The organism is Pseudomonas medicaginis (assembly GCF_965119365.1).
Classification (GTDB): Bacteria; Pseudomonadota; Gammaproteobacteria; order Pseudomonadales; family Pseudomonadaceae; genus Aquipseudomonas.
Map to the genome: position 1 here is coordinate 2,471,916 of NZ_OZ221631.1, position 15,295 is coordinate 2,487,210.

The 15,295-nt window shown below is 60.4% G+C and carries 13 protein-coding genes and 2 pseudogenes; 10 read left to right on the forward strand and 5 right to left on the reverse strand.

Translation table 11 applies throughout. The annotated features are described in order from the left end of the window. Positions 1–100 precede the first annotated feature (100 nt). Positions 101–517: pseudogene (locus tag ACMTA2_RS10965) on the forward strand (IS5 family transposase); the annotation flags it as partial. A 102-nt stretch (positions 518–619) separates the two neighbouring features. Then, the gene (locus ACMTA2_RS10970; RefSeq protein WP_413794842.1) at positions 620–997 is read left to right on the forward strand and encodes a c-type cytochrome; all 378 of its coding nucleotides are present in this window, start codon (positions 620–622) and stop codon (positions 995–997) included. 43 nt (positions 998–1,040) lie between these two features. On the opposite strand, the gene ACMTA2_RS10975 is transcribed toward ACMTA2_RS10970, so the two are convergent. Next, entirely contained in the window at positions 1,041–1,763 is a 723-nt protein-coding gene (locus ACMTA2_RS10975) for a metallophosphoesterase (RefSeq protein WP_413794843.1), read from the reverse strand. 222 nt (positions 1,764–1,985) lie between these two features. On the opposite strand from ACMTA2_RS10975, the gene ACMTA2_RS10980 reads away from it, so the two are divergent. Together ACMTA2_RS10980 and ACMTA2_RS10985 are read left to right on the forward strand one after the other, a co-directional pair. After that, complete coding sequence (locus tag ACMTA2_RS10980; protein WP_413794844.1) at positions 1,986–3,206, forward strand: putative DNA modification/repair radical SAM protein; 1,221 nt, start codon at positions 1,986–1,988, stop codon at positions 3,204–3,206. Further along, positions 3,197–4,048, forward strand: a complete 852-nt coding sequence (locus tag ACMTA2_RS10985; RefSeq protein WP_413794845.1) for a TIGR03915 family putative DNA repair protein — start codon at positions 3,197–3,199, stop codon at positions 4,046–4,048. Before ACMTA2_RS10980 ends, ACMTA2_RS10985 begins: the two co-directional genes overlap by 10 nt. A gap of 92 nt (positions 4,049–4,140) precedes the next feature. Here ACMTA2_RS10985 and ACMTA2_RS10990 read toward each other — a convergent pair. Further along, positions 4,141–4,335 (reverse strand): annotated as a pseudogene (locus ACMTA2_RS10990) (BrnA antitoxin family protein); the annotation flags it as partial. 661 nt (positions 4,336–4,996) lie between these two features. On the opposite strand from ACMTA2_RS10990, the gene ACMTA2_RS10995 reads away from it, so the two are divergent. Further along, on the forward strand, positions 4,997–5,272 hold the full coding sequence (locus ACMTA2_RS10995; protein WP_413794846.1) for a hypothetical protein: 276 nt from the start codon (positions 4,997–4,999) through the stop codon (positions 5,270–5,272). 114 nt (positions 5,273–5,386) lie between these two features. On the opposite strand, the gene ACMTA2_RS11000 is transcribed toward ACMTA2_RS10995, so the two are convergent. Continuing rightward, positions 5,387–6,295, reverse strand: coding sequence for an AraC family transcriptional regulator (locus tag ACMTA2_RS11000; RefSeq protein ID WP_413794847.1), 909 nt, complete (start codon positions 6,293–6,295; stop codon positions 5,387–5,389). Between the two features lie 201 nt (positions 6,296–6,496). On the opposite strand from ACMTA2_RS11000, the gene ACMTA2_RS11005 reads away from it, so the two are divergent. After that, positions 6,497–7,714: an MFS transporter gene (locus tag ACMTA2_RS11005; RefSeq protein ID WP_413794848.1), complete on the forward strand. Its 1,218-nt coding sequence runs from the start codon at positions 6,497–6,499 to the stop codon at positions 7,712–7,714. Between the two features lie 144 nt (positions 7,715–7,858). Further along, complete coding sequence (locus ACMTA2_RS11010; RefSeq protein WP_413794849.1) at positions 7,859–8,095, forward strand: hypothetical protein; 237 nt, start codon at positions 7,859–7,861, stop codon at positions 8,093–8,095. Positions 8,096–8,140: 45 nt separating this feature from the next. Here the strand turns inward: ACMTA2_RS11010 and ACMTA2_RS11015 are convergent, their stop codons facing one another. Further along, positions 8,141–8,629 carry a hypothetical protein gene (locus ACMTA2_RS11015; protein WP_413794850.1) on the reverse strand — a complete coding sequence of 163 codons (489 nt, stop codon included), beginning with the start codon at positions 8,627–8,629 and terminating at the stop codon, positions 8,141–8,143. A 239-nt stretch (positions 8,630–8,868) separates the two neighbouring features. On the opposite strand from ACMTA2_RS11015, the gene arsN2 reads away from it, so the two are divergent. Beyond that, on the forward strand, positions 8,869–9,300 hold the full coding sequence (gene arsN2, locus ACMTA2_RS11020) for an arsenic resistance N-acetyltransferase ArsN2 (protein WP_413794851.1): 432 nt from the start codon (positions 8,869–8,871) through the stop codon (positions 9,298–9,300). Here the strand turns inward: arsN2 and chrA are convergent. Beyond that, positions 9,297–10,655: a chromate efflux transporter gene (chrA, locus tag ACMTA2_RS11025; RefSeq protein ID WP_413794852.1), complete on the reverse strand. Its 1,359-nt coding sequence runs from the start codon at positions 10,653–10,655 to the stop codon at positions 9,297–9,299. The genes arsN2 and chrA overlap by 4 nt on opposite strands. 274 nt (positions 10,656–10,929) lie before the next feature. On the opposite strand from chrA, the gene ACMTA2_RS11030 reads away from it, so the two are divergent. Beyond that, on the forward strand, positions 10,930–12,501 hold the full coding sequence (locus ACMTA2_RS11030; protein ID WP_413794853.1) for a GGDEF domain-containing protein: 1,572 nt from the start codon (positions 10,930–10,932) through the stop codon (positions 12,499–12,501). Between the two features lie 205 nt (positions 12,502–12,706). Further along, a complete protein-coding gene (locus ACMTA2_RS11035) occupies positions 12,707–15,283 on the forward strand; it encodes a bifunctional diguanylate cyclase/phosphodiesterase (RefSeq protein ID WP_413794854.1) in 2,577 nt (858 codons plus the stop codon). Positions 15,284–15,295 lie beyond the last annotated feature (12 nt).

The window sequence follows — 15,295 nt, forward strand, 5'->3', positions numbered from 1 at the left end:
TGATACTAGGCTTTGTACGAAGTCCGGAGAAACCCAATCGCCGCGCCTCGGGAGCTGAGAGTTTGTAGAGTCCCCGCCATCAACGGAAAGGAATTCTGTGATGGCAAAGCGTTACGAACTCTCGGATGAGGCCTGGACTGTGGTTGTCGATCTCTTCACCGAAACCCATGGTCCGGGGCGGCCCCGCCTGAACGACCGTCTCATGCTCGATGGCGTGCTCTGGGTGCTCTGCTCGGGTGCTGCGTGGCGAGATATGCCGGAGCGCTTCGGCCCGTGGTCAACGGTGTATCAAGGGTTTCGGGGATGGCGAAATCAAGGAGCATTTGATCACATGCTCAAACGCTTGCAGCTGAGATTGAATGAGCAAGGCTTGATCGATTTACACACCTGGATGATCGACTCAAGCGCAGTACGCGCAACCCGATCCGCTTCTGCCGCCGGGAAAAAGGGGCCTCACGAGCCTGCCGGTCACTCTCGAAGCTTTAGCCAATCAACCAGGCTTTTCAAGTTGCTCATGCATGGCTTTCTCCTATTCACTGTGCGCAATACAGCCCTGTCCACTGCTCGCGCACCACGCCTGGTGATTCAGATCTGATTGAAACGACAAGGACAGTTGAAAATGAACGTATGGTTCACCGCATTGTTGGGCGCTTTATCGCTCGCTCAACTATCGGTTTCCTTCGCGGATAATGCCAACGGGAAAACCCTTTATTCACAGAGATGTGCCATGTGCCACGGAGCGGACCTCAAGGGAGCCGGGCCCTTGGCCAAGAAAAGCACGCCTCCTGCGCCTGACCTGACAACCTCTTCATTCCAGAGAAGACTGAATGATTATCCGGGCGTTATCGTCTCGTCGATCATACTTCGCCCAAATGGCGACTTGATTCCAAGAACGTTGAAAGAGAACAGAGTAAGGCTGCCTCCGTTCTCCTGGAAGGTTCAGGATCTGCGCGATTTAAACCAGTACATGGCGGGGGTGATTTCAAAACACCGTTGATTTAAGACGGTTGGGTGAGCCAAGGCCATGTGTTGCGCAGGCATCATTGGCTCATGCTTACCTGGATGATGGTTTCTCCATTGAGTTCGATCAGGCTCAAGGCTCCGTCCCCAAAGGAGCAGCCGGTGTCGATATAGACGACGTTGCCCAGGCTCGTGACCCTGGGCACCGTCGAGTGACCGACATAGAGTTGCTGTATTCCCTTGATCGGATCCTCGTTTTGCTCCTCGATCCTTTCCCTGGCATACAGGGCCATGCTCAACGCACGCAGGCGACAAATTTCTCCCAGTTGCCCTTGCAGGGCTGCTTTGGCCTTCTGCCAGTCGTCACCTTTTTGCGTCAGTGGGGCTTCAGCGTGCACGATGCCGACGGTTCTGCCGTCCAATAAGTCGACTTCAATAATCCAGGGCAGTGCCTGGAGCGCCTTGGAGAGTTCATGTTGGACGGGGGGCTGTAGCTCATAAAGCCAGGCTCCGCCGTTGCGGGTATGCCTGGGAATGTCACCGTTCCCGGAGATGCAGTCGATCAGCATCTGTTCATGATTGCCTCGCACCGCATGAAACCAGGGCTGCGAAAGCCAGTCGAGTACCTCCACGGAATCAGGGCCGCGATCGATCAGGTCGCCGACGGAGAAAAGACGATCCAGCGCAACATCAAACTTCGAGCGCTCCAACAGGGTGCTTAAAAGCTTGAAGTGGCCGTGAACGTCCCCCACGACAAAGTCACGGCCTTTTGGGTTGGAGGGGAATGTCCTTATCGTATCCATGCCGGTGTTCTAGAGGGAAAGTAGCAAGACTGAGGGAGGTGCGCTTCAGGTTACCGGAGCTATCTTACGGGCGAATCGGGTTGCCAATACATTTAAGTCGCTTCGCCACTGATCGAGTGAGTTGCGCTGGAGTGTGTCCTGGGGCGTTGAACTGATCAATGGCCCTTGCAATGCCGATCGCCCCAAAATACTGTTCTTATATACAGTATCTGAGATCGATCCATGCAGCTTATCGCCAAGCTCGGCATTCTCGCCGACGCTGCCAAATATGACGCCTCCTGCGCCAGCAGCGGTGCCCCCAAGCGTAGCTCCCGTGGTCGTGAGGGGCTGGGAGCCACCGATGGCATGGGCATTTGCCATAGCTATACGCCGGATGGGCGCTGTGTCTCGCTGCTCAAGGTGCTGCTGACCAATTTCTGCCTGTACGACTGCCAGTATTGCGTCAACCGCCGCTCCAGCAACGTGCCGAGGGCGCGTTTTACACCCGAGGAGGTGGTGCGGCTGACGTTGGATTTCTATCGCCGCAATTGCATCAGTGGTCTGTTCCTGAGTTCCGGCATCATTCGCTCGGCCGATTACACCATGGAGCAGTTGATACGGGTGGCGCGGTTGTTGCGTGAGGAGCACCAGTTTCGTGGCTATATCCACCTCAAGACCATCCCCGATGCCGATCCGCTGTTGATCGAGGAAGCGGGGCGGTTGGCTGATCGCTTGAGCGTGAATATCGAGTTGTCCTCCGATATCAGCCTCAAGCGCCTGGCGCCGGAAAAGCAGTTGACGACCATCCGCCAGGCCATGGGCACCATCCACCAGGGGCAACAGGCGGTGGCCGGAGAGCCGCGGGCACCTCGCTTCGCCCCGGCCGGGCAGAGCACGCAGGTGATTGTGGGGGCGGATGCCACCGATGATCACGCCATCCTGAGCAACGCTGAGTCGCTCTACCAGGGGTACGGTTTGCGACGGGTTTACTATTCAGCGTTCAGCCCGATTCCCGACAGCCCGGCCAGCGTGCCCTTGGCGGCACCGCCGTTGCTGCGCGAGCACCGGCTGTATCAGGCCGACTTTCTCATGCGCGGTTACGGCTACAAGGCAGGCGAGCTTTTGAGCGAAACCCACAATCTGGACTTGGACATCGACCCCAAGCTGGCGTGGGCGCTGGCCAATCGAGAGGTGTTCCCGCTGGATATCAACCGCGCCGAACCCGCATTGCTGGCGCGTATTCCAGGGATTGGCCTGCGTAGCGTGCAGCGTCTGGTTGCGCTGCGCCGGGAGCGGCGGATTCGTTATGACGACCTGGTGCAGTTGCGGTGCGTGCTGGAGAAGGCGCGACCGTTCATTGTCACCAGCGATTACCGGCCTGCCGATGCCCAGGTGCGCAGCGGCCTGCTGCGTGCGCGGTTGCGCGACCCCCAGCGGCCGGTGCAGATGGGGTTTTGGTCGTGATTGCCCTGGATTGCGAGGATGATTTCGCTACGTGGCGGGACCAGGCTCGAACGCTGCTCGGCCACGGCATCGACCCGAGCGATGTCACGTGGGCCCAAGGACCGGTCGCCGATCTTTTGGCCATGCCGGCGCCGCTGCCCCAAGGGCCGGGCCCGTTCCGTACGCGGGTTCCCGCAGCCTTGCTGACCCAACTCGAACAGGCTGGCCGCTACCAGGGCGAACAACGCTGGAATCTGCTGTACGAAGTGCTTTGGCGGGTTGCCCACGGCGATCGTACTGCAATGCTCGCGGGCGACCGTCTGGGCAGTGAGCTGCAGCGGCGGATCAAGCAGGTCCAGCGCGAGGCTCATCACCTGCATGCCTTTGTGCGCTTCATCCCCTTGCCGCAAGCATTGGCCGAGCAACTGCAGCTGGATCTGGTCGCCTTTCACCAGCCGGCCCATGACATCCTCGAAAGCGCCAGTGGCCATTTTGCCGAGCGACTGGGGCAACAACGCTGGCTGATCGCAACGCCGCGCGACGGTATCCGTTTCGATGGGCAGTCATTGGATTACCAGCGACGTTGCCCCGAGCAGTGGCAGCATTGGGCGCGTCACGCTGAGGATCCCGGCGCTGAGCTGTGGCGGACCTATTACAGGCACATCTTCAACCCGGCGCGGCTCAATCCGCAGGCGTTGCGTCAGCACATGCCGGGGCGATTCTGGCAGCACTTGCCGGAGGGAGAGCTGATTCCTCGACTGGTGGGGTTGGCACGGCGGGGCAAGCAGCGGGATGGGCAGGCGTTGGAAGTGGGGGCGCAAATCGGTAAGCGGATAGTTGTTGGTGCTGTTGTTGAGGATTAGATAAAAGAGCTCAAGTTGTCGGCGTGGGGAGTGCGCCTACCAGACAGCGCCTTACCCCTAGGTAAGCTGAGCTTCTCAATTCATCCAGATATCTTGGCCGCCTGGGAGATCAAGGCTTGATGCAATAGCTGGTTGATGACGGTTTGATATCCAGTGCCGACATTTTCGGCGCGCTCGCGAGCGGCCTTGATCACTTCATCGTCAAGCATGATGGTGATACGCGTTTTTCCTTTGTTGCTCATAACGGGGCCACGCTTGGCCGTGCTGAAATCGTACTCTTCTTTCATCGGTCAATTTCCAGGTACTGCGCAGTTCATTTTTGACGCTACTGGTGCGTTGGTGGTTGCGCCTCACAATACGATGGAATCTTCGACCATGCCAAAGTGTTGAGCACTCATTCGTTTCGAGATTTGTCCTTGTCGCCCCTAGCTGCGCAGCCCAATTCATCGTCGGACACCCCCATCGGAAATTTCCCTCAAGCTGCGTCGCTCCCCGCTGACTATCCACCCAATCACCCCATGCGCTAAGTTCTCTCCGTCGCTGCAAATTCAGCGGCAGGGTGTGGAAGCCCTTACTCACTAAGGCGCGTAGCGCCGCAAAATTTAAAGCAGGTGCTTTTCTTATGTCTGCTGTTAAATTATGGCGGCTGTACGCGGGGCGTCTTCGGACGCGCCGAGATCCTTAGTGCTCGGACCTTCCACACCCGCGTACAGCTGCCACCCATCATGTGGAAGTGATGTCGGCAGATTTTTTCTCACTAAGGAATCAGCCAATGAAAAAACTCACCCCCAACCCTCCGAAAGCCACAGCCCATCCAAGGTGGCTTTCGTCTAGCGTCACCCAAGAATATCTCCTGCTGGATATCCGAATCTCGCTCCCGGATTCGCCCCCTTTGCCAGCGGCATCCCAATCCGCCACTGACCTCCCATTCCCGCAGGAGTAACCCCCATGTCCCGCTACATGCCCATCACCGGTATCGAAAACAATTTCCACGCGCTCCTGATCGACACGGAAGCGCCGTTGGACGTGTTGCACGACACCGCCGCTTACCGCATCGCCGCTGTCACACAGTTGGTGGAAAACCTCGCCATGCGTTCCGACATCAGTACGGACGCGGTGGTACTCCATGATTTTGCCCAAGTGCTGGCGATCCCGCTGCGCGACGGGTGTGATTTGCTGGATGTGATCGGGCGGCGATTGCAGGCGCAGGTTCTGGCGTCGTAATGGAAGTGGGCGACCTCACAAGGTCGCCTGCATTGCCTGGCTCATCATCCTGCGCAGCCTGGAACCTGTAGGAGCAAGCTGTGCTCCCACCGTTAATCCCGGGGCGATGATGAATCAACCAGCCTTGGCTGGCCCGCGCAACGCCGCAATGTCTCGTTTGGGCGGCATGCCAAACAAGCGGGCATATTCGCGGCTGAATTGGGAAGGGCTTTCGTAGCCCACCTTGAAGGCCGCACTCGCCACGTCCACATGCTCGTTGAGCATCAAGCGTTTGGCTTCGTTCAACCGCAACCATTTCTGGTATTGCAGCGGGCTCATCGCCGTGAGCTGGCGGAAGTGGTGGTGAAACGTCGGCGCGCTCATTTGCACCCGCGCCGCGAGGTCGTCCACGCGCACGGACTCGGTGTAGTTCAATTTCAACCAGTCGATGGCCTTGGCGATCCGGTAGCCCTGGCTATCGACCGAGGCGATCTGCCGCAGCCGCGCGGCCTGGTCGCTGAGCAGCAGTCGGTAGTGAATTTCGCGCTGGATCAGCGGTGCCAGTATGGGGATCGCTTCGGGTTCATCCAGTAACCCCAGCAGGCGTGCGAATGGCGCCAGCAGGTCGGGAGTCGCGGTGCCGATTCCCGCGCCGATCCCGACTGCTCGATCACGCGGTGGCGACAGGCTGCCTTGGGCGACCAGGTCGGCCACCATGCGCAAGTCGAGCCTCAGGACCAGGCCCAGGCAGGGTCGTTCCGGGCTTGCCTGCAGCACTTCGGAATTGGCCGGGATGTCCAGGGAGGTCATGAGGAACCGCCCGGTGTCGTAGCCATAGGCTTCGCCACCGATCCACACCTGCTTCTCGCCTTGGGCCACCAGCACGATGCTCGGCTCGATCATGCAAATCACCGGCGGCGCCGGGGCTTCGCGCCGGAAGAAGACGAGGCCGGGGATGGGCGTTTCGACGTCGCCCGGGTGTGGGGTCCAGGCGCCGATGACGGCGGTCAATACCTCGTGTACGGATCTGCGTTGGATGGCCATGTCGGCTCCGGGTGTCGTCTTGGCTCAAGCGTTATAGGCAGAACATTAACGCGCCAAGCGAAGCGTTGCCTATGCACGATGGAAGAACTCACAGGATCAGGCAAGCATCCCAGCGTAATGCGTTATCGGTCGGCCGGACCGGGCCCTGAAAATACAATCTTGCTTCCACAGCTCCATCAAGCAATACAGGATTGTCGTTCAATGACCGATCACCCATTGCCACAAGCCCAGCTCGCCTGGGGCGCGGTATTTGCCATGGCCCTCGCTGCGTTCGTGCTGGTGGCCTCGGAGTTCATGCCCGTCAGCTTGCTGACGCCAGTGGCTGCCGATCTTCACGTCAGTGAAGGGCAGGCCGGTCAAGGCATAGCCGTCTCGGGCGCCTTTGCCCTGGTCACCAGCCTGTTCATCGCCTCGATCGCCGCTCGGGTCGATCGCAAATGGCTCCTGTTGGGGCTGACCCTGCTGATGATCGTTTCAGGCACCGTGGTGGCGTTCGCGCCGAACTACGCGGTATTCATGGTCGGTCGTGGGTTGATCGGCGTGGCGATTGGCGGGTTCTGGTCGCTGTCGGCGGCCACGGCCATGCGGCTTGTGCCGGACGATCAGGTTCCGCAGGCACTGGCCATCGTCAATGGCGGTAATGCCTTGGCGACGGTAGTCGCTGCGCCGCTGGGCAGTTTCCTGGGGACGATCATCGGTTGGCGTGGTGCGTTTTTCTGCATCGTGCCTGTCGCCGCCATTGCCCTGGTCTGGCTGCTGTTGCGCCTGCCTTCCATGCCTTCGCAGGCGAAGCAGGGCAGCACCAACGTTCTCAAGTTGATGACCCGGGCACCGGTCGCGCTGGGGATGCTGGCGCTCAGCACGTTCTTCATGGGCCAGTTCATGCTGTTCACTTACCTGAGGCCGTTTCTTGAAACGGTGACGCAGGTGAGCGTTTCCATGCTGTCCTTCATGTTGCTGGTGATCGGTGTGGCGGGGCTGCTGGGCACCTTCCTGATCGGGGCCTGCTTGAAAAACCATCTCTATCGGACGCTCATCGTCATCCCTCTGCTGATGGCCGCGATTGCCATTGCCTTGGTGGTGGGCGGCGGCTCGGTGACGATCACGACCCTCCTGCTCGGCCTTTGGGGCCTGGTGGCCACGGCCGCCCCGGTTGGCTGGTGGACCTGGCTCTCGCGAACGCTGCCGGAAGAGGCCGAAGCCGGCGGCGGCCTGATGGTGGCGATCGCCCAGCTTGCCATCGCCGGGGGCGCGACAGTGGGGGGCGTTCTGTTTGATCTGAGTGGCTATCGCGCGACCTTCGAAACCAGTGCGGCGGTGCTGGGCGTTGCCGCTGTTCTTGCGATGCTGGCGGCTCGCTCAGCGGTCCGGACGTCCTCATCGATTGCGGATGCAGCGTCCTATGGCACAGCGGGTTGAGGTGAGTCATGTAACCCAAGGAGAGCGACCGTTGGGCGCCTGAGGTTGGTGGCATATTGATGGCTTGTTATGCTTGGGGTTTGTTATCCATCACGTTGGTTCATTGTGACGACCGAGCGAATTTCCCAATTGGAGCAAGCCCTCATGGCCGTGATCGCCGCGGCTGGGAAGATGGGCATCAGCAGCGATGAATTGTGCGCACACGCCGTGGGTGGGCTGATGTCCGATCCGTACTGGAGCTGGGCGGATGCTCGATACGCGCAAGGCGCGGCTGACGAAATCGACAATGCCTTGAACAAACTGCTGGGAAGACCGGCGCTGGCACTGACGCTACCGGTGCCCGGAAGCGATCCAGCAATCGAGTCAGCGCCGCAGATCTAGCGTGTGCTCCAATGAAAATGGGCGACCTCGGGTCGCCCATTTGCGTTAAAGGCCAAGGCCTTCCTCGACCAAGGCGAGCAAGGCGTCCTCGTGCAGCAGGGTGGGTTCAGGGCGCGGTTGCCCCGCCGAATGCAGGGCGTGGAGATGCCAACGCGATTCACCATGCTCACCGAGTGTGCGCACGATGCAGTGTTCCTGGTCCTGCATGTGGACTTCAATGCAGCCCTCTCCCTTGGGCGAGAAACGTGCAATCGGGTCGAATGAAATGCGGTGATGATTGCCTTCGATCATCAGTTGATCGATGGCGTAGTTGTACGTCGAACCGCTGGAATGACGCTCAAAGACATGGGTGGGGTTGCGCCGAATATCCAGGCCCGCCTCGCACACGGGGGCCAGCCAGCTCTCGATCTGGCGATACAGCTCGTAGACCTGGGCGGGCCAGTGCTCGATCGCCAGGTCGGCGCAGTTGTCGGTATCCGCTCGGGTCTGCTGGGTTTTCCTCAGTTTGGCCGCTAGCTCGTCTGCCTTGCTCATGTCGATTCCCTGTCGTGATGATAGGCTGAGCTTAGCTGATGGGCCGGGGTGTCCATTTGCGCCAGGTCATGGGGGCTGGAAGCAAGCGCCTTCGGCACATGGAAGCATTGCCTGAGCGTTCTGTTCATTTCGACAATGCTTAAATGGCTAAGGCGCTGATCACGTGTTTCGGATCATTATGAATCGGACATCGATCGGGGCGCCCGATGATCAAGGCAAGACATAGACGAGCACCCACCATGCGTATGACAGTGCTAAGCAATAACGACCTGGGACCATTGCGTGATGCTCTCACCCAGGCCGGGCTACCCGTGGACGACCTGACATATTCCGGTCGCCAGTTCTTCAGCTTCAACCACCAGGGTGTCGACGTGGGGTTTGCTGGCATCGAGGGGGAGGGGGCCGAGCGGTTGCTGCGCTCGTTGGTTGTCCTTGAGGGGCAGCGGGGGCGGGGGGCTGGGGTGGCGGTACTGGCCGCTGTCGAAGCGTTTGCGAGACGCGAGGGGGTAGAGCGGCTCCACCTGTTGACCGACAGCGCCGCGGCGTTTTTTTCCGGCCAGGGCTATCAGCAGGAGGATCGCTCGCTGGCGCCCGCTTCGATCCGCGCGACGGCCCAGTTCAAGACCTTGTGCCCGGCCTCGGCGACGTACCTGAGCAAACGCCTCGTCTAGCGCAGCAAATGCACCGCCAGCCCGGCCAGGCCGCACGCCAGCAATACCTGGATCACCCCGCGTTTGTAGCGAAACAGCGCAACGGCCGCGGCGATTGCGATGATCGCCGAGGGCCAGTCCAGGGTGCCTGCAAAACCGTTGGGCCAGAGCACGTGGTAACCGAAGAAGCAGGCCAGGTTGAGGATCACCCCGACCACCGCCGCGGTAATCGCGGTCAGTGGGGCGGTGAATTTCAACGCGTTGTGGGTCGATTCCACCAGCGGGCCGCCGGCCAGGATGAACAGGAACGAGGGCAGGAACGTGAACCAGGTCACCAGCGTGGCCGCGACGGCCCCGGCGAGGAAGGCCTGTTCGGGGCCGAACACCTGCATCACGTAGGCTCCGACGAAACCGACAAAAGCCACGACCATGATCAGCGGCCCAGGCGTGGTTTCGCCCAGGGCCAGGCCGTCGATCATTTGCGTCGGCGTCAACCAGCCGAAGTGCCCGACGGCACCCTGGTACACGTAGGGCAAGACCGCATAGGCGCCGCCGAAGGTCAGCAGTGCGGCCTTGGTAAAGAACCAGGCCATTTGCGTCAATGTGCCGGCCCAGCCGAACACGGCGGTCAGCAGGCCTATGGGCACGATCCACAACAGGGCACCGATGAATGCTAATCGTGCCAGCCTGGTGGCGCTGAACCGGGCGTGCTCCGGGGGCGGTGTATCGTCGTCGATCAAGGCGGGGCCGAAGGACTGGTGTTGGGTCGCGTGACCGCCCAGGCTGAATTTATCCGGTGCCCAGCGACCGCCGAAATAACCGATGGCCGCCGCGCCCAGCACGATCAGCGGGAAGGGGAGATCAAAGGCAAAGATCGCGGTGAACGATGCCGCCGCGATCGCCCACAGCCAGTTGTTCTTGAGCGCGCGGGAGCCGATTCGGTGGGCGGCATGCACCACGATGGCCGTCACGGCGGGCTTGATGCCATAGAAAATACCCGCCACCACCGGCACCTCGCCAAAGGCGATGTACAGCCAGGACAACGCGATGAGGATGAACAGCGAAGGCAGTACGAACAACGCCCCGGCGATCACTCCGCCCCAGCTGCGGTGCATCAGCCAGCCGAGGTAAGTCGCCAGTTGCTGGGCCTCGGGGCCCGGCAGCAGCATGCAGTAGTTGAGGGCATGCAGAAAGCGCCGCTCGGAAATCCAGCGCCGACGTTCCACCAACTCCTGATGCATGATCGAGATCTGCCCCGCAGGGCCGCCGAAACTGATAAAACCCAGTTTGAGCCAGAACCAGAAAGCTTCGCGCAGGCTGACGGCGCCAGGTCGGGCCAGGGTCTGCTCATCATCGATTCGGTTCGGTTTGTTCATGGTCGATGGCGCACTTGGAAGTCAAAGGCGACCACGTTATGGGGCGTTACGCGATTTGAATAGCCCCCGGCAAAAGTTTGCTTGTAAACACGGGCATGTCTTCATTCAGGAGAGCACATTTTTGCCGGTTGGCCGGCGGGGTTTTGGATCCACTGCGCCACCCATCGGCTCCGCCGCACAGGCAAATTGCCGCCTCACAAGCGGTAGGCTAAGCTCATGAATATTGGGGGTTATGAGCGAATTCGCTTATGTATTGCCCTCTTCAGGAACTCGCTTGCCAATCCCCATTTACGATCCTTTCCACACGCCTGCCGGTGCCCTGAAGCGCCTGCCGTTGCTCAAGGCCGCGGTCACGTTTATCGCGGCGGTGTGCCTATGCCTGTGTGGTTTGCTTTATCTGCAGGTGGAACAGTCCCGCCGCCACGATCTGGAATCGGCGCGCATCGCTTCGGCCACCCTTACTCGGGCCATGGCTCAGCAGGCCCAGGACACCTTCCTCCAGGCCGATCTGGTCCTGGCCAGCCTGGCAGACTGGATTCAGATTGATGGATTCGGCCCTGCGGTATTGCCACGCTTGCAACAAACCCTTGCCCGACGCGTGCAATCGCTCGAGCAGTTGCATGGCTTGTTCCTTTTCGACCAGCACGGTCACTGGATCACGACTTCCTTCGACAACCTGCACAGGGGAGCAGGGGTGGCGGATCGTGAGTATTTCGTTTTCCACCAACAGAACGCCTCCCTGATCGCCCATATCGGCCCGGCGATCCGCAGTCGGCAAAACGGTGAATGGATCATTCCGGTGTCCCGGCGCTTGAATGATCGAGACGGCAACTTCCAAGGCGTGTTGATGGCCGGCATCAAGATGTCCTACTTCGACCGCTTCTTCAAAAGCTTCAGCCTGGATGATCAAGGCGAGATGGCCCTGGCTTTGTCCGACGGGACGCTGTTGGCCCGTCGCCCCTTCGAGGAGACCCGGATCGGTCGCCCGCTGGTCGATGAAGGGATCTACAACCATCCCGCGACCGACGGGATGTTTGGCGATGCCATCATCCGGTCAGCCGCCGACGGTGTCGTCAGGTTGTATGGGCACCAACATCTGCAGGCTTATCCGCTGGTGGTCACCACCGCGATGTCCGAAGAATCGATTCTGGCGGGCTGGCATGAGCGGGCTTTCCAATCCACCCTTATCGTGGGGCTGGTGGTCCTGGGGATTTGCTTGTTCGGTTGGGTATTCGTGCGTCAGGTACGTAACAGTGAAAAGATCGAAGCGGACTTGCGCAAGGCTCAGGAAGCCTTGGCACTGATTGCCACCCATGACAGCCTCACCGGACTGGCGAACCGGCGGTTGTTCGAGCGGGCCCTGGATATCGAGTTCGGCCGGGGCGCCCGCCAGCGCAGCCCCTTGAGCCTGATCATGCTCGACATCGATTTTTTCAAACGCTACAACGACGCCTATGGGCACGTGGCCGGGGATCATTGCCTGGCGGAAGTGGCCAAGGCGCTCAAGAGCTGTTGCCATCGCAAGGCGGATCTGGCGGTACGGTATGGCGGCGAAGAGTTTGCGGTGCTGTTGCCCGACACCCATCTTGCGGGGGCCATGGCGTTGGCCGAGCAGATCCGCCGCAGCGTCATCGACAAGCACATCACCCATTCCGGCTCCCCGACCGGCTACCTCACGGTGAGCCTGGGTTGCTATGCCTTTGTGCCCACCAGCCTGGACAGCATCGAAGTCTTCATCCAGCGCGCCGATGCGGCGCTATACCAGGCCAAGCACAGCGGCCGCAACCGGGTGGCGGTGCTATCGACCGAAGAAGGACTCGATAGGCTGGCGCGCTCGGATCGATGAGATCGGTTGGAATCATCGAAGGCCTGCCACGGTCAACTATTCAGGCATCGTGCTGGTGTCCGGCAAGAGGCGTGTCGGCCCTTTCGCAAAAAAAACGTGGGTTCGCCAATTGTTCGAGCAGCGGTTGCCAAGGTTAGGAGCGACTGGCCTCGGTCCTTCCCTTCCCAGGTATCGAAGCCAGCGATGACAGGACAGGAGCAGGTCAATGGATTCCACTGCCGATACCCCTTCAGGCACCGCACGTCACACACCGATTACCCGTCGCCTGGTCGTGGCCGTCGCGGGGCTGTTTGTCTTGGGTGTCCTGGTGGCGATTGCTGCGCTGTTCAACATTGCGCAAAAGCTCGATGCGCAGGACGTGCGCAAGACGCATTTCTATACCGAGCGCGCCCTCGAGAATCGCATCACCGCTTCGAAAAACTACATCGCCAGTTATGCCTATTGGACCACGGCCTACGAGCGCCTCAACGGTGAAGTCGATGTGCAATGGGCCTACGCCGAACAGAACATGGGCAAGACCCTGTTCACCAATGATGAATACGAGGGTGTGTTTGTCATTGATCGGCAACGCACCAAGTATGCGGTGGTGCGCGGGCGCAATGTCCCACCGGATGCGGCGGCTTATATGGACACGCCGCTGACGGACCTGGTGGACGCACTCCAGGCGCAGCCTGACCTGACGATGTCCACGATCCGTTATACGTTGTTCGAGGGCTGGCCGGCCGTCGTCACGGCGTCGGTGATTCTGCCCAACGACGAACGGCCCCAGGTCGAGGCCAAAGGCACCTCGGTCCTGTTGTTCGTCGACCAGTTGACGCCGGTCAAGCTGCGCAAATTGGGCAAGAGTTACGGCCTCACTGACTTGAATCTCAAGAAAGACACCGAGCTCGAGCCCGGCCAGCCGGCCGTGCCGCTGGACAGTACCGGCTACAGCCTGGTGTCCCGGCTGGAGCGCCCGGGCCAGCAACTGCTTTGGTCCCTGGTGCCGCCGTTGGGGGGCGCGCTGTTGATCCTGGCCTTGCTGACCGCTTACTTTTTTCGTTATGCAATGCGCACTGCGCGGCACGTTGACGCCAGTTACGACAGCCTGGAACGGTCGGCGCACGCCCTCGAGGCCAGTGAAGAGCGTTTCCGGGCCGTGGCCGAAGCGGCGTCGGACTGGATATGGGAAATCGACGGGCAGCAGCACATCACTTATCTGTCGGGGCGTTTCAATACAGTCACCGGGTTCTCCGACCAGCAATGGCTGGGGCAGGATATCGAGCAACTGTTGTATTGCGATACCACGCCGATTGCCCTTTGGTTAGGCAAGCTGACGGAGGAACAGAGCGCCAGCAACTTGCGCTGTTCCTACCGCGATCATTCCGGGCAATTACGCTTCTGTCGGGTGTCGGCGCGCCCGATCTACAACAAGGCGCAAGTGGTGGGTTATCGCGGTACCGCCAGTGATATCACCGATGAAGTGGCGGCCCATGCCCAGGTCCAGCATCTGTCGATGCACGACGCACTGACCGGCCTGCCGAACCGCAACAAGCTGGCGCGACACCTGGATGATGCGTTGGTGGCCAAGGAACATTCGGTGCCCCTGACGTTGTTGATGGTGGACCTCGACAACTTCAAGCCGATCAACGACTCCCTCGGCCACCCGGCCGGTGACGCGGTGTTGCTGGAGGTGGCCCAGCGGCTGCGTGACAGTACCCGCGAGCAAGACCTGGTGGCGCGCTTGGGGGGCGACGAGTTCGTGGTGGTGCTCAACGACATGGAGAGCACCACCGAGATCGACCGATTCTGTGCACGGCTGATCGACAGCCTGCAGCAACCGATCCTCTACGAAACCCATTCGTTGCACATTGGCGCCAGCATCGGTATCGCCGTGAGCCGCCGCCAGGGGTATGTGCCTGGTGAACTGATCCGCTGCGCTGACATTGCCTTGTACCAGGCCAAGTCCGAAGGCAAGAAAACCTGGTGTTATTTCGCCTCGCAAATGAACGATCAGATCCAGCATCGCCGCCAACTGGAAAGCGATTTGCGCCAGGCCGTGAAGAAAAACGAATTCATCCTGTATTTCCAGCCGCGCTACACCGTTGATGGTCGGGAGATCGTGGCGGTCGAGGCCCTGGTTCGCTGGCAGCATCCGACCCAGGGCTTGTTGGGCCCTGATGCCTTTATTCCTTTGGCCGAGCAAACCGACCTGATTGTCCCGCTTTCCCGTTGGGTGTTGCGCGAAGCCTGCGAAACCGCGCTGACCTGGCCGGGGGAACTGATGGTTTCAGTCAACCTGTCGCCGGCGCAGTTCGAGCGTAGCGATGTGGTGGAAGATGTGCGGCAGGTGCTGATCGAAACCCGTTTCCCGGCGAGCCGCCTGGAGCTTGAGATCACTGAAAACGTGATGCTCAACGACGTCGATGGGGCGCTCCAGGTCATGAATGCCCTGAAGGAGCTGGGCGTGCGCTTGAACATGGACGACTTCGGTACCGGTTATTCGTCCCTGGGTTACCTGCGCACCTATCCATTCGACGGCATCAAGATCGACAAGCGCTTCATCGCCTCCATGAGCAACAGCAGCAACGACCGTGCCGTGGTGCAGGCGATCATCAACCTGGGCAAGGCCATGGGGCTGACGGTCACCGCCGAAGGCGTGGAAACCCTGGCCCAACTCGGTTCACTGGGCTCGGACCAGTGCCACGAAGTACAGGGTTATTTCCTCAGCCGGCCGATCGACAAGCAAGCCTTCGCGCAGTTGCTGGAGAACGGCAGGCGCTTGCCGAAAACAGGCTCATGAAGACCGTTGCAA

Excerpts from the sequence above, each read along its gene's own strand:
- ACMTA2_RS10970 (WP_413794842.1), top strand. The coding sequence starts at position 620 with ATGAACGTATGGTTCACCGCATTGTTGGGCGCTTTATCGCTCGCTCAA.
- ACMTA2_RS10975 (WP_413794843.1), bottom strand. The coding sequence starts at position 1,763 with ATGGATACGATAAGGACATTCCCCTCCAACCCAAAAGGCCGTGACTTT.
- ACMTA2_RS10980 (WP_413794844.1), top strand. The coding sequence starts at position 1,986 with ATGCAGCTTATCGCCAAGCTCGGCATTCTCGCCGACGCTGCCAAATAT.
- ACMTA2_RS10995 (WP_413794846.1), top strand. The coding sequence starts at position 4,997 with ATGTCCCGCTACATGCCCATCACCGGTATCGAAAACAATTTCCACGCG.
- ACMTA2_RS11000 (WP_413794847.1), bottom strand. The coding sequence starts at position 6,295 with ATGGCCATCCAACGCAGATCCGTACACGAGGTATTGACCGCCGTCATC.
- ACMTA2_RS11005 (WP_413794848.1), top strand. The coding sequence starts at position 6,497 with ATGACCGATCACCCATTGCCACAAGCCCAGCTCGCCTGGGGCGCGGTA.
- ACMTA2_RS11010 (WP_413794849.1), top strand. The coding sequence starts at position 7,859 with ATGGCCGTGATCGCCGCGGCTGGGAAGATGGGCATCAGCAGCGATGAA.
- ACMTA2_RS11015 (WP_413794850.1), bottom strand. The coding sequence starts at position 8,629 with ATGAGCAAGGCAGACGAGCTAGCGGCCAAACTGAGGAAAACCCAGCAG.
- arsN2 (WP_413794851.1), top strand. The coding sequence starts at position 8,869 with ATGCGTATGACAGTGCTAAGCAATAACGACCTGGGACCATTGCGTGAT.
- chrA (WP_413794852.1), bottom strand. The coding sequence starts at position 10,655 with ATGAACAAACCGAACCGAATCGATGATGAGCAGACCCTGGCCCGACCT.
- ACMTA2_RS11035 (WP_413794854.1), top strand. The coding sequence starts at position 12,707 with ATGGATTCCACTGCCGATACCCCTTCAGGCACCGCACGTCACACACCG.